The organism is Niallia sp. FSL W8-0951, assembly GCF_038006525.1.
Classification (GTDB): Bacteria; Bacillota; Bacilli; order Bacillales; family Cytobacillaceae; genus Niallia; species Niallia circulans.
This window is the reverse complement of record NZ_JBBOVK010000001.1, coordinates 2,802,981-2,818,512: the sequence shown is the minus strand read 5'-3', so window position 1 is coordinate 2,818,512 and position 15,532 is coordinate 2,802,981. Positions and strand designations below refer to the sequence as shown.

The window sequence follows — 15,532 nt, the reverse complement described above, 5'->3', positions numbered from 1 at the left end:
GAAATAGGGATGAGTATTTTAATAAAAGATGTTTCAAAAGCATTTGGTTCTTTCCAAGCATTAAAGGATATACATTTAGAAATTAATTCAGGGGAATTAGTTGCCTTACTAGGTCCTTCAGGGTCCGGAAAAACCTCTCTATTAAGAATTATTGCTGGATTGGAGACCGCGGATCAAGGAGTCATTTACTTTGGAGAAAATAATATGACGGAAATAAGCACAAAGGAGAGAAATGTTGGGTTTGTTTTTCAGCATTATGCTCTTTTTCGCCATATGACTGTTTTTGATAATATTGCTTATGGACTAAAGGTAAGACCAAAAAAAGACCGACCTGCAAAGCATGATATCGAATCAAAGGTAAATGAATTATTACAATTAGTGAAACTGGAAGAATTAAAAAACCGCTATCCTTCCCAATTATCTGGAGGCCAAAAGCAACGAGTCGCCTTAGCACGGGCATTGGCAGTGGAGCCTAAGGTGCTATTGCTGGATGAGCCGTTCGGTGCGTTAGATGCAAAGGTTAGAAAGGACTTAAGACGGTGGTTAAGGCGGCTACATGATGAGTTTCATATTACAAGTGTGTTTGTTACCCATGACCAAGAAGAGGCACTGGACGTCGCTGATCGAATAGTTGTTATGAATGAAGGGAAAATAGAGCAAATTGGTTCACCGGAAGAAGTGTATGAACACCCAAATAGTCCGTTTGTATATGACTTTCTCGGCAATGTAAACTTATTCTATGGCAGACTTGAAGCTGGAAAGCTTATTCAAGGAAAGAGTAGTTTTTCTGTTCCAGAATGGAAGCATGAACATAACAAGCAAGCAATAGGATATGTTCGTCCCCATGATATTCATATAAGTAAAGAAGAACAAGGAGATGATTCAATTTTAGCCTCGATTCATCATATTCATATAGTCGGTCCGATTGTCCATTTAGAATTAAAGAGAGAGGATTCAGATGAATTTTTAGAAGCAGAAATTACAAAAGAAATGTATCGGTCACTTTCTATTCATTTAAAAGACCAGGTTTACGTGAAGCCCAATCAATTAAAAGTATTTATTCCAGAAGATTTCTCCATATAAAAACATACTAAGACATAAGTATTTCAATTAAATTTAATCCCGAACAATTATATGTGTACACTAAAAAAAATCGTATAATTGTTTGGGTTTTTTATTTATTTTAAGAAAGAAGGTTTGTGGTAATCGCCGCAGACTGAATACACTGCGCTTTCCGAGCGCAGTGTATTCAGTCTGCTCCGTTTTATTTTCTTTTGAAAAAAATGCTAGAACTAAATAATCTTTAAAAACGGAGTAGTGAAATGGAGCGGAGGACACTCAACTCCTGCGGGAAGTAGAGCAAAGCCTAAGACCCCACAGGCTTAGTTTGCTCACTGGCGCATAGAGTGTCTGTAGCGTAATGGAATGAATTGGTTTCCCTACTAATTTAGAGATTGTTCGTCTTTCTCCAATAATTATTTTGTTATGTCCCACTCTCCTTTTGGTTGTATGTGAAATTATCGTACTTTTTTCCATTTAAGAGAACCGCAGCCATTATGTGGATGTGTGCTGGGGTAAACTTTGTTTAATGTTTCTTTTAATTCAGGAATAGAGAGATTTTGTAGCATTTCAGAGGAGAGACCGCTATTGCAAACAATCTTTTGGATCAATATATTTTTAACGGTTTTCGATTTATCATAGTAAACCATTTTACTTCCTCCTATTAATAAGTGAATTTGAGTGCACTAGAATAATAATTATTAAGTTTGCCGAAGCTTTCTTTTATTATACAACAAATAATTGACTATTCATAGTGGTTAAGAAGGAATTAAAATAAACAATCGTATTTTTTTGTATGGCAAAATTTCTATTGAGGCGAGGGGAACCATTCGTTATAATAGGGCAAAAGGATGAGAAGATTGAGAATTTTGAGTTTTTTAGTATAGAAAAAGAGGTGTCTTAATGAGGGATTATCAAATAATATTATTTGACTTAGATGGTACGATTTCAGATCCTAAAGAAGGAATAACAAAATCTATTCAATATGCACTACAAAAGCTTGGAAAGGAAGAATCTGATTTACGTAAACTAGAAAGATTTATTGGACCACCTCTACAAGAATCATTTATGGAATATTATGGTTATAATCAAGAAATAACGGATCAAGCGATTTCCTATTATAGAGAGAGGTTTACGCAGTTAGGAATGTATGAAAATGAACTATATCCTGAAATTATTCCATTACTTGAAAGCTTAAGAGCAAAAGGCTGTATTATGATTGTGGCAACTTCAAAACCAACTATATTCGCAGAAAAGATTTTGAAGTATTTTCAAATAGAAACGTACTTTACCCACATAATTGGAAGTAATTTGGATGGCACTAGATCATCGAAAACAGAAATAATTCAATACATATTAGAATTGTATCCTGCGTATAAGCCTGAAGAGTTTGTGATGATAGGAGATCGGGAACATGATATTATTGGAGCGAACAATGCAGGAATAGATTCAATCGGTGTTACTTACGGCTATGGGTCCTATGACGAGCTGAACAAAGTAAAGGCAACATTTATTGCAGGCAGTATTTCTTCCTTAAAGGGTATCTTAATAGATAGGAAGCGAAAAGAGCGGATAAGGCTTGTGACAGAAGAAGATGCTCCGATTGTTCATAGACTAATGCTAGAAGCATTTGAAGATTACCGTTATAGCGAGGTACCTTCTAGTGCACTAACGGAACCAGCTGACAAATTCCTTTATGCTCTTAAAAATGGAACAGAGCAAGCAATCATATGTTGGATAGATGATGTTCCCCTTGGTTCTTCTCGTCTGCAGCTTCAAGATGATTCTCTCTATTTTTCCAGACTTTCTGTCATTCCGTCAGCAAGAGGGAAAGGAATAGCTAAAAAACTGCTAGCTTGGATAGAAGAATATGCCATCCAAAATGGCAAGCAGAAAGTAGTGTGTAAAGTAAGAGCGAATGTCCTAAAAAATATCCAATTATACGAAAAAATAGGATTTGTCATCACAAAAGAAGAGACAGCTCCTAATCCTAATGGGCTGTCCGTCAAAGCGGTAACGATGGAAAAAAGGATAAAAAAAATCACTCCAACCAAAATATAATTTTTCTTTAAAAGGCTATTCTCTATGGAAGAGAATAGCTTTTATTTTGCCATTATCCACTCATATCTTAAAAAATAATATTTCCAAGATTGAAACATTACCATATAATGAATAAATATACTGAAAATTCCGCCTACAATAAAAAGAGGGGAATAGACATAAGGAGGACAAAATGAAATATAAATTTGCTAATCGAATAGAAAGAGTAAAGCCATCAGCTATCCGCGAATTATTAAGATTAGGGGGAGATCCAGCTATTATTTCATTTGGGGGCGGATATCCAGACCCGGAAATTTTTCCTATTGAAAAATTAAGGAAGGTGTATGATCAGGTTTTGCAGGAAGAAGGAAAGTTAGCGCTTCAATACACAGGGACAGAGGGGCTAATGTCATTAAGAGAAAAGCTTGTAAGTCGAGTAAAAATGATTGGGATAAGCTGTAGTGTTGATAATCTTTTTATTATTCAAGGAGGTCAGCAAGGTTTAGACCTTACAGCTAAAGCATTTATCGATAGAGGAGATATCATAATTACAGAGAATCCGACTTTTCTAGGAGCACTTGCTGCGTTTAACCCATATGAACCGGAATATGTAGGTGTTTCGATGGATGAAAATGGGATGCGTATGGACGAGCTTGAAGCGACATTACAGAAGCATCCCAATGCCAAGCTTATCTATACGGTTCCTGAATTTCAGAATCCTACAGGTGTGACAATGAGCTTAGAGAGAAGAAAGGCCCTAGTAAGCTTAGCCAATAAATATAATGTGGTTATCGTAGAGGATAGTCCATATCGGGAAATACGTTATGAAGGGAAGGATTTGCCTGCGATTAAAAGTTTTGATACAGAGGGAAGAGTGATTCATATTGGCAGCTTCTCAAAAATTCTTAGTCCAGGTCTCCGCCTAGGTTGGTTAATTGCTAATCGTGATTTAGCAGAAAAACTAAGCCTATTAAAAATGGCTTCCGATACACAAAATTCTACCTTAAATATGTATGCAGTGAACCGATTTATGGACATGTATGATTTAGATGAACATATTGCCCATATTCGTGAAACGTATAAACAGAAAAAAGAAGTAATGTTCCAAACCTTACGCGATACTTTTCCTAATAGTATTACCTATACAAATCCACAGGGAGGATTGTTTACATGGCTTACTTTTCCACAGCATATCGATACAAAAATACTCATGCAGGAACACAGTTTACCAATCGCTAAGGTTGCCTATGTTCCTGGAGAGAGTTTTTTCCCTAATAAGCAAGAGAAAAATCATTGCCGAATAAATTATTCTTATATGTCAGAAGAAAAGATTATAAAGGGAATTACAAATTTGGGGGAAATAGTCAAGGACGTTTGTTAGAACTCTTAAATAACATAAGTACAAGTTAGTTACTTTTAATAACGTTTTGAATAATAGTAAGTGTTTTTGCTTGCAATTAAATAATCTCAGTATTAGGATAAAAAATGTAATAATATTTTAAAAATTTGGAGGTTGGATGATGAAAATTGGAATTATCTTAGGCAGCACTCGTCAAGGAAGAGTAAGTCCACAAGTTGGGGCATGGGTAAAGGAAATTGCTGACAAGCGTGGCGATGCCGAATATGAAATCGTTGATATTGCCGAATTTAACTTACCATTTTTAGGTGCAGCTGAAGGACAAGAGAATGTTGCAGCATGGAATGAAAAGTTAGCAAGCCTGGATGGCTTCGTATTTGTTGTAGCGGAATATAATCACAGTATTTCTGGCGCATTAAAAAATGCATTAGATTCTGCAAGAGAAGCATGGAATAATAAAGCAGCAGGAATCGTAAGTTATGGATCCACAGGTGGTGCACGTGCAGCAGAACACTTAAGAGGAATTCTGGGCGAATTACATATTGCAGATGTTCGCGTTCATCCTACCCTTTCACTATTTACAGATTTTGAGAACTTTACAACCTTTAAACCAGCACCTCTACATTTAGAAAATATGAATGCGATGCTTGACCAAGTAGTCGCTTGGAGCACTGCATTAAAAACCATTCGTGGATAATGCAGTACAGAGAGTAAGCCTTTTAAAGATTACTCTCTTTTTTGAGAAATATCGAAGAGATAAAGCCTTGTAAAATTTTTTAGAAGTCATTTTAAGAATAAGACAAATGGGTAATATTATAGAAGAAAAAATTTTTTACTGGAGGAAAAAATGAGTGCATTTTTAGAAGCAATAAAAAATCGTCGTTCCTATTATGGTATAAGCAAAGAAGCTGTTGTGTCGGATGAAAAAATCCAAGAAATAGTAAATGAAGCTGTGCTACATACGCCTTCTTCTTTTAATTCTCAAAGTTCAAGAGTAGTGGTTTTATTACAGGAACAGCATGATAAACTATGGGATATGACAGCAAGTGAGTTAGAAAAAATTGTTCCTGCTGAGAATTTCTCTTCTACAAAAGAAAAAATAAATTCTTTTAAAGCAGGATATGGAACGATTTTGTTCTTCGAAGATCAGGAAGTGATAGAAGGACTACAAAAACAATTTGCCCTATATGCTGAGAATTTTCCTGTTTGGGCTAATCAAACAAATGCCATGCATCAATTAGTCATTTGGACTGCTCTGGAGGAAGTGGGATTCGGAGCTTCTTTACAACACTACAATCCACTTATTGATGAGGCAGTACAAGGAGAATGGTCGATACCCTCTTCTTGGAAGCTTGTTGCCCAAATGCCATTCGGCAAGCCAATAGCAGAACCAGGAGAAAAAGAATTCAAACCATTAGAGGATCGCGTGAAAATATATAAATAAACAAGATAACCAGAAGGACTCCTGTAACAGGGGTTTTTCTATTAGTAAGAGATGGGCAGCATTACCTAAAGCAAAATAGAAGTAATATTTCTGTTGGTGTGATAGGATTATAGGATCATTATGAAGAAGGTGAAATGATGAAAATTGAAGTATGGTCAGACTTTGTGTGTCCATTTTGTTATATAGGAAAACGCCGTTTAGAGATTGCCTTAGAGCAATTTCCTTATAAAGATCAAGTGGAAGTAGAATTTAAGAGCTTTGAATTAGATCCAAATGCTGAAGTTTACAGTGGTAAAAGTATTCATGAAGTACTTGCTGGTAAATACAGAATGAGTATTGAAGAAGCAAAAAATGCTAATAACAATGTAGGAAGTCAAGCTGCAAGCACAGGCTTGAAATATGATTTTGATAATATGAAACCTACCAATACATTTGATGCCCATCGACTAACAAAGTATGCGAAAACGGTTGGAAAAGATAAAGAGCTAACCGAGCAGTTATTGCATGCCTACTTTACAGAAGGAAAACTAATAAGTGATCCAGATACTTTGGTGGAAATAGGGAAATCAGTAGGGTTGGAAGAGGAAGCACTAAGACAAGTATTGGCTGATTCCACAAGCTTTGCTAATGATGTCCGAATAGACGAAGCGCTTGCTAGCCAAATCGGCGTAACTGGTGTCCCATTCTTTGTAATCAATCAAAAATACTCTGTTTCTGGTGCGCAGCCTACAGAGACTTTCAAACGTGTGCTTGAACAAGTGTGGCAGGAAGACCATCCAGCCCCTAAATTTCAAGATCTTTCAGGAACTGATGCAGAAGGTGCTATTTGTACAGATGAAGGCTGCGAAATTCCGAAGAAATAACCAATATTCGATAAGAATAAATAAAAAAGAGCAAGGGATAGTCGCATGAGAGATGGCTATCTCTCTTTGTTATTTTTTTTTTTTTTTTTTTTTTTTTTGAAAGCGTTTTTAAAAAAGTATACGATTTATAAGAAAATGTACTATACTATAAATAGATATACTAAGGGTTGGTTTTTAAAGTATAGACTTTTAAAGATAAATGTTTATAATTAAAATAACAAATAACATATTTAGAATTATTTCTTCTTAATTAAGGTGGCTCGTGTATGAACAAGTATGAAGCAATTGCAGTCGAAGTAAAACGTCGAATTAAAGAAAATTATTACCCATTGGATCATCCAATACCGGATGAAATATCATTATCTAAAGAGTTTTCTTGCAGTAGAATGACAATGAAAAGAGCATTGGACAAACTAGTGATGGAAGGGCTGCTCTATCGAAAAAGAGGGCATGGAACCTTTATAGTTCAATCCGCTTTGCATGCTAGCAGAGTAAATGTGTTAACAAATGAAATAACTGGACTTTCCAAGCTATTGGATGGCGAAAAGATTGAAAGCAAAATTATTAAATTTGAAGTCCATTTTCCTTCCGAGGAGGTTGCAGCCCACTTAGCGATAGATATTAAAACACCTGTATATTATTTAATCCGATTAAGATCTGTAAAAAGAGAACCATATGTTTTAGAAATTACTTATATGCCAACGACAGTTATTTCGGGATTAAATGATGCAGTGTTATATGGATCGGTTTATGAGCATATTACCAAAACATTAGGGTTAACCATAGCTGGTTCCCATCGAAAAATAAGAGCATGTAAATCAACAGAATTGGACCATGAACATCTGGAATGTGAATTAAATGATCCAATTCTAGAAGTAGAGCATGTAGGATATTTAAACAATGGCGTTCCATTTGAATATTCCTTTTCCCGTCACCGCTATGACAAATTTGAAGTAACAACTGTAAATTTAAAAAGATAAATTGGTGGCTCAACACTATAGGGAAAATTCATTTAGTCTGTTTTTATATCATTGGATACAAACAAGGTGGAATGACGAAATCCTTTTCCTTAACTAATTAAATGAGAGATTGATTGTCTTTAATCAAAAAAGTAGTTATCCTTCGATGTGATAACTGCTTTTTTGTTCAAGTATGAAAAAAACAATTTGCCTTAACGTTACGTTAATCTTTTATGATGGAATAGTCAGGAGATGAAAAGATGGAATATACCGTACAGGCATTAGGAAAGTTAGCTGGAGTAAGCACACGAACATTACGCTATTATGATGAAATTGATCTTCTCAAGCCGGCGAGAATCAATTCATCAGGATATCGGATTTATGGACCAAATGAAGTAGATAGGTTACAGCAAATTCTTTTTTACCGCGAATTAGATGTTCCATTAGAAACAATAAAAAAAATGATGGCTTCTCCTTCTTTTGACGTCAAAGAAGCGTTAAAGGAGCATCACGAAAAACTTCTGGCAAAGCATAAACAGTTAATACAATTGATTGAAAATGTTGAGAAAACGATGAAAACATTAGAAGGGAGTATGACAATGTCTGATAAAGAAAAGTTCGAGGGCTTTAAGAATAAGCTGATTTCTGATAATGAAGCAAAGTATGGGAAAGAACTGCGAGAAAAGTATGGCGAAAAAATTATCGACCAATCTAATGCGAAACTAATGAATATGTCTGAAGAGGATTACCGCAATATGATAGAGATAGAAAATAAGCTTTTTTCCACTCTTAAAGAAGCGCTAAAAGAAGGAAATCCTGCTGGGAAAGCTGCTCAGAATGCTGCTGATTTACATCGCCAATGGCTAACCTTCAATTGGCCAGAATACAAGAAAGAGGCACATGCAGGACTTGCTGATATGTATATTGCTGATGAACGATTTACGGCATATTATGATAAGGTGCAAGTAGGGACGACAGCGTTTTTACGCGAAGCTATTTTAATTTATACCGGTATGGATTCTGATTAATAGCTAGTTAATGAAAAAGCTCCTTGATGAAAATCAAGGAGCTTTCTTAACAAGTTATCGATTAAGAAGCGTTTCGAACTTTTTTTTCATCCGCTTTGTGCGATGCAGCATATCTCCAGCCGGTGAGAAGCAAACCAATGAAACAAAGGCTGCTGGATACAAGAAATACGACATGCATACCGCTTAGAAAAATATCAGGTCTACCAGGAATCAGGGCAGTTACTCGGTATCCTGCTTTCATGCTCATCACAGAGAATAAGATGCTTGTAGCAAGAGAAATACCAACAACCATTCCTAAGTTTCGAACAAGTGAATTAATGCTTCCAGCTATTCCTAACTGCTTTCGCTCTACGGTTGACATAATTAGCGAATTGTTAGGGGATTGGAAGAGGCCCGAACTCGCTCCAAGCATAATAATCCACAAGGCAAGGTGAGTTATAGAACTTCCTTCATGAAGGAATGTTAGTCCAATTTGAGCAGCAATCATTACTAATAATCCAGCAAAAGTAATGGCCTGACCGCTAATTTTGTCCGATAACGAGCCGCTTATTGGAGCCACAATGGCCATCGTAATCGGAAAGAGCATCAGAATATATCCTGAATGTAATGCAGACATCCCAAGAATGTCCTGTGTGTAAAATGGTGATAGGATATTAAAGCAGAAGTTCGCAATAAAAACGATAAATGCACAAAAAATACTAATAGAAAAAAGTGGATTTTTAAAAATCGAGAGTTCTAACATTGGGCTTTCTCTTCGATATTCCACCATGACAAAACTGATGAATGTAATCAAACCGATTAGGATAGAAGCAATAATCATCCAGTTGTTGTAGCCATATTGCTGACCAAGCAGTAAGCCGCCGATAAGGAGAATAATCGCAATGCTGAATAATAAACTTCCTGCTACATCGATTTTTGTCTTAGTTAGTGTTATATCCTTAGGCAGGGTCTTCCATGCTAGTGATATAGCAATAACGCCAATGGGGATGTTAATCCAGAATATGTATTCCCATCCTAAACTTGAAATAATAATTCCTCCTAAGCTTGGTCCAGTAATACTTCCTAGAGAGACAAAGGTACCAATAAGTCCTAGGGCTTTTCCTCTTTCTTTAACTGGAAAAATTTCTGTCACAATCCCTTGGCTATTTGCCATCGTCATAGCTGAACCAATTGCTTGGATAATTCGAGAAAAGATTAAAAAAGCAAGCGAACCACTCAAGCCACAAAGAAAAGAACCAATAATAAACAGAACAGATCCCCATTTAAAAACTTTTATTTTCCCAAATATGTCTCCCAGTTTTCCGAAAAAAAGGATAACGGTACAAATGGTTAGTAAATAACTAATCACAATCCATTGAGAGTTAGCAAAAGCAAGACTTAATTGTTTAGATATAGTCGGAAGCGCAATATTGACAATACTCGCATCGAGCGTCCCCATAAATGTGAATATATTTAAAACAATAAAAATGAGCCATCGGCGCTGATGACCTTCGTTTTTATTTTCAGTTACAGAAGTATGCAAATAATCACCTCATTTATTTAGTTGCATGAGCAACTATTATTGCTTTATTTTAAAATAAGTTAGTTGCGCAGGCAACTATTATTTTGTATGCTACAATCAGTGATTTTAGTGTTCGCTTTCCGAAGCGAAACTATCCGAGGGGGGAGGAACATAATGAGCGATATACCAATTGGAAGGATTGTATCGATGATTCACAGGCAGAATCAGAAATTCCTTTCCAAGGAATTAAAACCTTATGAATTAGGAAATGGTGGGCAGCAAGCTTTTTTGAAAACAATTATTGCGAAACCAGGAATTAATCAAGACGAACTTTCCTTTGTTTTAAAATTTGATAAAGCAACAACAGCTAGAGCGGTAAAACATCTAGAAAGCGTGGGATATATTGTTAGGCATACAGATGATAACGATCGGCGTGTCAATAATTTATATCCAACTACAAAAGCATTGAACATTTTTCCAGAGATACAAAAAGTGCTAGAAAGATTAAATAAAGAGATGACGAAAAATCTAACGGAAGAAGAGGAGCAGCAATTACTTTCCTTACTATTGAAGATTTATCCAGAATTAATGAGTAATATGGTGACGGTAGAGAAGGAAAAATGAAAGTAGGAGGGGAATAAAAAATTCCCCTCCTACTTTCATTTTTCTGCTAAATATTCGACCAAGCTTAGCCAATTATTCTCGATTAAGGTTGGAAGCAGGGATTTGTTTCCCTTTTCAATACATGTAATAATCTCGTGATGCTGTTTGATCGACTTTTTCCCATCGATAGTATTAAATTTTAATAATTCTAAACGCCGAATTTTAGGGAGAAGTCGTTCTAGAGCGATAACTATTTCTGGATTTTGAGATGCTTCTAAAATAACGGCATGAAATTGGTCATCTTTTTGAATTGCTTTATACTTATCCTCAGATTTGAGTGCTTCACCAAATTCGTTATTAATGGCCTTCATTTTTTCGACATCGGTAGAAGACAAAGTAATAGAAGCTAATTTAGCTGCTAATGCATGGAGGGCGGCAACGACTGTTAAGGCATGCATTGCTTGGTCTACTTCTATTAGGCTGACAATGGTTTCTGAACCTGGAGAAGTTACAATTAATCCTTCATCCTCCAATTTTTTGATTGCTTCTCGTACAGGGGTTCTGCTTACACCAAATTGTTCAGCCAGTGCCTTATCGTTAATTCTTTCCCCTGGTGTTAATTCAAGATGAATGATTGCTGATTTTAACTGTTCGTATACTTGATCTCTTAATGATTGACGAGGAATATGCCTAATATTTTTCATAGCAATAATATATCATAATTTGGTTATATTAGGGAAAAAGAGTATTTTTCACTATTTTGTCATACTTTATTGTTTACATTTATACGATACGGGGGTATGATATAAATATAAGGTGGAATATGGAAGAAGGGGGGGAGACTTATTGGAGAAGAAGGAACAAGGAATAGATAATTGCCATATTACGAGTGACCGAAAAAGTCATCATTCAGATAAAGTAAAGCAAAACTTAGTCACTAGGCTAAATCGGATTGAAGGCCAGATCAGAGGCATAAAAGGGTTAATCGAAAAAGATACGTATTGTGATGATGTTATTACACAAATTTCTGCGACTCAATCTGCTTTAAATAGTGTAGCAAAGATTTTATTAGAAGGACATTTAAAAAACTGTGTTGTTGAACGTATCCAAGAAGGCGACATGGAAGTAGTCGACGAGGTTTTAACAACTATTCAGAAATTAATGAAAAAATAAGGAGTGTTTTAAATGGAAAATGTAACATTAACAGTAGAGGGCATGTCTTGTAATCATTGTGTGAAAGCGGTAGAAGGAAGCGTAGGAGAGCTTAATGGAGTTTCTGCTGTCAAAGTTCATTTAAAAGAAGGATTAGTTGATGTTTCATACAATGCAAATGAAGTAACTCTAGATATGATTAAGGAAACAATTGATGAGCAAGGTTATGATGTAAAGTAATTTAAAGAGGAAATGTGCTGTTTTTTTGCACATTTTTATTTTCAATAAAATATACCCTATATAGGTATAAGGAGTTTTGTGATATGGCGGAACAAAGTGTTATGAAAAGGAAAGAGCAAGTAAAAGAACAAACCTTTGAAATTACGGGAATGACTTGTGCTGCTTGTGCAACTCGTATTGAAAAAGGATTAAATAAAATGCAAGGTGTAGAGAATGCTACTGTAAATTTGGCGCTGGAAAAAGCGACAGTTAAATATAGGGTGGATGAACTCTCCCCAAGCGAAATTAAAGAAAAAGTGGAAGGGTTAGGTTATGGAATTGTTACGGAAAAAATTGAATTAGACATTTCAGGAATGACCTGCGCAGCATGTGCAACAAGAATTGAAAAAGGACTTAATAAAATGGCTGGGGTGAATAAAGCAACCGTTAATCTGGCTTTAGAAAATGCCACGGTAGAATATAATCCAGCCACTGTTGTACCTGAGGAACTAATTGGTAAAGTAACAAAGCTTGGTTATGGGGCAACGAAGAAAGAATCAAAACAAGCATCCATCAATCAAAAAGAAGCAGAATTTAAGAGACAAAAACGAAAATTTATCTTCTCGATGATTTTATCACTGCCTCTTTTATGGACAATGGTGGGCCACTTTTCCTTTACTTCTTTTCTATATGTCCCAGATTTATTGATGAATCCATGGGTTCAGATGGCATTGGCAACTCCTATTCAATTTTTTGTCGGGAAGCAGTTTTATGTAGGGGCATATAAAGCATTGAAAAATAAGAGCGCTAATATGGATGTTCTAGTTGCGTTAGGAACTTCCGCTGCCTATTTTTATAGCGTTTATTTATCCTTTGAAACACTGGGACATTCTGGCCACCCTGCAGGGCTCTATTTTGAAACAAGTGCAATCTTGATTACCTTAATTCTATTAGGTAAATTATTTGAAACCAAAGCAAAAGGAAGATCCTCTGAGGCGATAAAAAAATTAATGGGGCTTCAAGCAAAAACAGCGGTTGTTATTCGCCACGGAGAACAAATGGAAATACCGCTTGAAGAAGTTGTGGCTGGTGAGATGCTGCTTGTAAAACCAGGTGAAAAAATTCCTGTTGATGGAGAAATTATCGAAGGACAGTCTGCCATTGATGAATCCATGTTAACGGGGGAGAGCATTCCAGTTGATAAACAGGCTGGGGACACTGTTATAGGGGCCACCATAAATAAAAATGGCTTTTTAAAAATAAAAGCAACAAAGGTTGGCAAAGAAACCGCACTGGCACAAATTATTAAAGTGGTCGAAGAAGCACAAGGTTCGAAAGCGCCCATTCAGCGTTTGGCCGATCATATTTCTGGTATTTTTGTGCCCATTGTTGTGAGTCTTGCGCTGATTACTTTTCTTTTCTGGTATTTTATCATTACACCTGGTGATTTTGCGGAAAGTCTCGAAAAGCTGATTGCCGTTTTAGTTATTGCTTGTCCTTGTGCATTAGGGCTTGCGACACCGACATCTATTATGGCTGGATCAGGAAGAGCTGCAGAATATGGGATATTATTTAAAGGTGGAGAACACCTAGAAATGACCCATAAAATTGATACGATTTTATTAGATAAGACAGGAACAGTAACAAATGGAAAGCCAATCTTAACAGATATAGTAACGGAATGGCAAGAAGAAGAATTACTTTCTTTAGTGGGAGCGGCGGAAAGCAAATCCGAACATCCTCTTGCAGAGGCGATAGTCAAAGGAATTACAGAGCGAGGGATTGTTCTGCGAGAAACTGCTGACTTTGAAGCAATCCCAGGTTTCGGAATTCGTGCAAATGTGGATGGGCGTGAACTATTAGTCGGAACACGACGATTAATGGATCGTTACCGGATAAATGTCGGGAAAATTCTTCCGATGATGAAAGACCTGGAATCCCAAGGGAAAACAGCAATGCTTGTAAGTGTTAATGGCAAATATGCTGGACTGCTGGCTGTAGCCGATACAATTAAACAAACTTCTAAAAATGCCATTAAACGATTAAAACAGATGAACATTGATGTCATGATGATTACAGGAGATAACCAGCAAACAGCGGAAGCCATTGGACGACAAGCAGGAATTGACCATATCATTGCAGAGGTATTGCCAGATGGAAAAGCAGAAGCAGTGAAAAAACTACAGCAACAAGGAAAAAAAGTGGCAATGGTTGGAGATGGAATCAATGATGCTCCTGCACTAGCATTAGCGGATATCGGGATGGCGATTGGAACAGGAACAGATATTGCCATGGAGGCAGCTGATATTACACTTATCCGTGGAGATTTACAAGCAATTGCAGACAGTATCTTAATCAGTAGAAAAACGATAACAAATATTAAACAAAACTTATTCTGGGCTTTTGGCTACAATACGCTTGGTATACCAATTGCGGCAATTGGTTTGCTTGCACCATGGCTGGCTGGTGCTGCAATGGCTTTTAGTTCCGTATCTGTTGTACTAAATGCTCTTCGCTTGCAGCGTTTAAAACTATAAGAGCAAAACAATTTTCTGTTTGCTTCATAATCTTTGCCACTTTATCTCATACTAGAATAGTACGTAATTATTTCTAGCGGGAGGTAATGAATAATGGCGAAGCAGAAAAAGTCTGAAGTAAATAACCAATGGGCAACTGCTAATACAGAAGTTACAAGTAAAAAGCAGCATAAAACAGCAACAGATAACCAGTGGACTTCAACAAATAAGAAGCAATAAAATTTGATGAAAATAAAGAGGTTGGAACACAAGTCTCTTTAAGTAAAAAAAGTGAAGTCGCCGGGTGTGATTTCACTTTTTTTACTTGCTTTAAGGAATTTTAGCAAAATTTCACCTAATTAATGGAATATTTTCCCACAGCGATTATTAATGCTTAAACCAGTTTTATTTTTAACTCTGGATTTCTCAAAAGCCTATAGCGTTTGTGAATCTAAAAACTGGCTTCTCATCAATCTTAGATTGATGGTAAATCTTAGCTGTTTCCTCTTCTGAAAGCTTCGTTTCAGTATACCTTTTTTGGTTCTTCCCATTTTTATTCACTATTAGCTTACGATTCGCCTTTTCTTTTTTCGCTACAGAAAAATATCCGCCTTTTCTATTTTCTAACCCTTTTTTAAGTTAGGATAAAAATAAGGATAAAGGGAAAATTTAAAATTTTCCAGAAATAATTAGCGATTTAAATTTAAAAGAATTAATAAGCATAGAAAAACAGCTTCAAAAGGTAACTGTCTGTCTTCTTTATTTAAAAAATAATGAGGGAGGAATACATA

At 36.0% G+C, this 15,532-nt stretch carries 16 protein-coding genes; 13 read left to right on the top strand and 3 right to left on the bottom strand.

What is annotated here, in order from left to right; translation table 11 throughout:
* Nucleotides 1–9: 9 nt before the first annotated feature.
* On the top strand, nucleotides 10–1,083 hold the full coding sequence (locus NSS71_RS14105; RefSeq protein WP_047943809.1) for a sulfate/molybdate ABC transporter ATP-binding protein: 1,074 nt from the start codon (nucleotides 10–12) through the stop codon (nucleotides 1,081–1,083).
* Between the two features lie 434 nt (nucleotides 1,084–1,517).
* Here the strand turns inward: NSS71_RS14105 and NSS71_RS14100 are convergent, their stop codons facing one another.
* Nucleotides 1,518–1,709, bottom strand: coding sequence for a hypothetical protein (locus tag NSS71_RS14100; protein WP_047943810.1), 192 nt, complete (start codon nucleotides 1,707–1,709; stop codon nucleotides 1,518–1,520).
* A 253-nt stretch (nucleotides 1,710–1,962) separates the two neighbouring features.
* Between NSS71_RS14100 and NSS71_RS14095 the strand changes: the two genes are divergently transcribed.
* The 7 genes from NSS71_RS14095 to NSS71_RS14065 all read left to right on the top strand — a co-directional run bounded on the left by NSS71_RS14095 (nucleotide 1,963) and on the right by NSS71_RS14065 (nucleotide 8,750).
* Nucleotides 1,963–3,120, top strand: a complete 1,158-nt coding sequence (locus NSS71_RS14095) for a GNAT family N-acetyltransferase (protein ID WP_341151770.1) — start codon at nucleotides 1,963–1,965, stop codon at nucleotides 3,118–3,120.
* 172 nt (nucleotides 3,121–3,292) lie between these two features.
* Nucleotides 3,293–4,480 carry an aminotransferase-like domain-containing protein gene (locus NSS71_RS14090; protein ID WP_341151769.1) on the top strand — a complete coding sequence of 396 codons (1,188 nt, stop codon included), beginning with the start codon at nucleotides 3,293–3,295 and terminating at the stop codon, nucleotides 4,478–4,480.
* Nucleotides 4,481–4,619: 139 nt separating this feature from the next.
* Nucleotides 4,620–5,153, top strand: a complete 534-nt coding sequence (locus NSS71_RS14085) for an NADPH-dependent FMN reductase (protein ID WP_095258633.1) — start codon at nucleotides 4,620–4,622, stop codon at nucleotides 5,151–5,153.
* A 150-nt stretch (nucleotides 5,154–5,303) separates the two neighbouring features.
* Nucleotides 5,304–5,900 (top strand): nitroreductase family protein, encoded by a 597-nt coding sequence (locus tag NSS71_RS14080; protein WP_047942339.1) that lies wholly within the window; start codon nucleotides 5,304–5,306, stop codon nucleotides 5,898–5,900.
* Between the two features lie 137 nt (nucleotides 5,901–6,037).
* A complete protein-coding gene (locus tag NSS71_RS14075) occupies nucleotides 6,038–6,763 on the top strand; it encodes a DsbA family oxidoreductase (RefSeq protein ID WP_047942338.1) in 726 nt (241 codons plus the stop codon).
* A 266-nt stretch (nucleotides 6,764–7,029) separates the two neighbouring features.
* Nucleotides 7,030–7,743 (top strand): GntR family transcriptional regulator, encoded by a 714-nt coding sequence (locus tag NSS71_RS14070; RefSeq protein WP_341151768.1) that lies wholly within the window; start codon nucleotides 7,030–7,032, stop codon nucleotides 7,741–7,743.
* A 239-nt stretch (nucleotides 7,744–7,982) separates the two neighbouring features.
* Entirely contained in the window at nucleotides 7,983–8,750 is a 768-nt protein-coding gene (locus tag NSS71_RS14065; RefSeq protein ID WP_341151767.1) for a MerR family transcriptional regulator, read from the top strand.
* Between the two features lie 61 nt (nucleotides 8,751–8,811).
* On the opposite strand, the gene NSS71_RS14060 is transcribed toward NSS71_RS14065, so the two are convergent.
* Complete coding sequence (locus tag NSS71_RS14060) at nucleotides 8,812–10,272, bottom strand: MFS transporter (protein WP_321198349.1); 1,461 nt, start codon at nucleotides 10,270–10,272, stop codon at nucleotides 8,812–8,814.
* 153 nt (nucleotides 10,273–10,425) lie between these two features.
* Here NSS71_RS14060 and NSS71_RS14055 point away from each other — a divergent pair, with 153 nt between their 5' ends.
* Entirely contained in the window at nucleotides 10,426–10,875 is a 450-nt protein-coding gene (locus NSS71_RS14055) for a MarR family winged helix-turn-helix transcriptional regulator (RefSeq protein WP_144546525.1), read from the top strand.
* Between the two features lie 35 nt (nucleotides 10,876–10,910).
* Here NSS71_RS14055 and NSS71_RS14050 read toward each other — a convergent pair whose 3' ends face one another.
* On the bottom strand, nucleotides 10,911–11,558 hold the full coding sequence (locus NSS71_RS14050) for a GntR family transcriptional regulator (protein ID WP_047942333.1): 648 nt from the start codon (nucleotides 11,556–11,558) through the stop codon (nucleotides 10,911–10,913).
* A 142-nt stretch (nucleotides 11,559–11,700) separates the two neighbouring features.
* Here NSS71_RS14050 and NSS71_RS14045 point away from each other — a divergent pair, with 142 nt between their 5' ends.
* From NSS71_RS14045 to NSS71_RS14030, 4 genes are all read left to right on the top strand, one after another.
* A complete protein-coding gene (locus NSS71_RS14045; protein WP_144546527.1) occupies nucleotides 11,701–12,027 on the top strand; it encodes a metal-sensitive transcriptional regulator in 327 nt (108 codons plus the stop codon).
* A gap of 12 nt (nucleotides 12,028–12,039) precedes the next feature.
* Nucleotides 12,040–12,246, top strand: coding sequence for a copper chaperone CopZ (copZ, locus tag NSS71_RS14040; RefSeq protein WP_047942331.1), 207 nt, complete (start codon nucleotides 12,040–12,042; stop codon nucleotides 12,244–12,246).
* Between the two features lie 83 nt (nucleotides 12,247–12,329).
* Entirely contained in the window at nucleotides 12,330–14,762 is a 2,433-nt protein-coding gene (locus tag NSS71_RS14035) for a heavy metal translocating P-type ATPase (RefSeq protein WP_186325705.1), read from the top strand.
* 93 nt (nucleotides 14,763–14,855) lie between these two features.
* Nucleotides 14,856–14,981 carry a hypothetical protein gene (locus tag NSS71_RS14030; protein WP_095258636.1) on the top strand — a complete coding sequence of 42 codons (126 nt, stop codon included), beginning with the start codon at nucleotides 14,856–14,858 and terminating at the stop codon, nucleotides 14,979–14,981.
* Nucleotides 14,982–15,532: the final 551 nt, after the last annotated feature.

Excerpts from the sequence above, each read along its gene's own strand:
- NSS71_RS14105 (WP_047943809.1), top strand. The coding sequence starts at position 10 with ATGAGTATTTTAATAAAAGATGTTTCAAAAGCATTTGGTTCTTTCCAA.
- NSS71_RS14100 (WP_047943810.1), bottom strand. The coding sequence starts at position 1,709 with ATGGTTTACTATGATAAATCGAAAACCGTTAAAAATATATTGATCCAA.
- NSS71_RS14095 (WP_341151770.1), top strand. The coding sequence starts at position 1,963 with ATGAGGGATTATCAAATAATATTATTTGACTTAGATGGTACGATTTCA.
- NSS71_RS14090 (WP_341151769.1), top strand. The coding sequence starts at position 3,293 with ATGAAATATAAATTTGCTAATCGAATAGAAAGAGTAAAGCCATCAGCT.
- NSS71_RS14085 (WP_095258633.1), top strand. The coding sequence starts at position 4,620 with ATGAAAATTGGAATTATCTTAGGCAGCACTCGTCAAGGAAGAGTAAGT.
- NSS71_RS14080 (WP_047942339.1), top strand. The coding sequence starts at position 5,304 with ATGAGTGCATTTTTAGAAGCAATAAAAAATCGTCGTTCCTATTATGGT.
- NSS71_RS14075 (WP_047942338.1), top strand. The coding sequence starts at position 6,038 with ATGAAAATTGAAGTATGGTCAGACTTTGTGTGTCCATTTTGTTATATA.
- NSS71_RS14070 (WP_341151768.1), top strand. The coding sequence starts at position 7,030 with ATGAACAAGTATGAAGCAATTGCAGTCGAAGTAAAACGTCGAATTAAA.
- NSS71_RS14065 (WP_341151767.1), top strand. The coding sequence starts at position 7,983 with ATGGAATATACCGTACAGGCATTAGGAAAGTTAGCTGGAGTAAGCACA.
- NSS71_RS14055 (WP_144546525.1), top strand. The coding sequence starts at position 10,426 with ATGAGCGATATACCAATTGGAAGGATTGTATCGATGATTCACAGGCAG.
- NSS71_RS14050 (WP_047942333.1), bottom strand. The coding sequence starts at position 11,558 with ATGAAAAATATTAGGCATATTCCTCGTCAATCATTAAGAGATCAAGTA.
- copZ (WP_047942331.1), top strand. The coding sequence starts at position 12,040 with ATGGAAAATGTAACATTAACAGTAGAGGGCATGTCTTGTAATCATTGT.
- NSS71_RS14035 (WP_186325705.1), top strand. The coding sequence starts at position 12,330 with ATGGCGGAACAAAGTGTTATGAAAAGGAAAGAGCAAGTAAAAGAACAA.
- NSS71_RS14030 (WP_095258636.1), top strand. The coding sequence starts at position 14,856 with ATGGCGAAGCAGAAAAAGTCTGAAGTAAATAACCAATGGGCAACTGCT.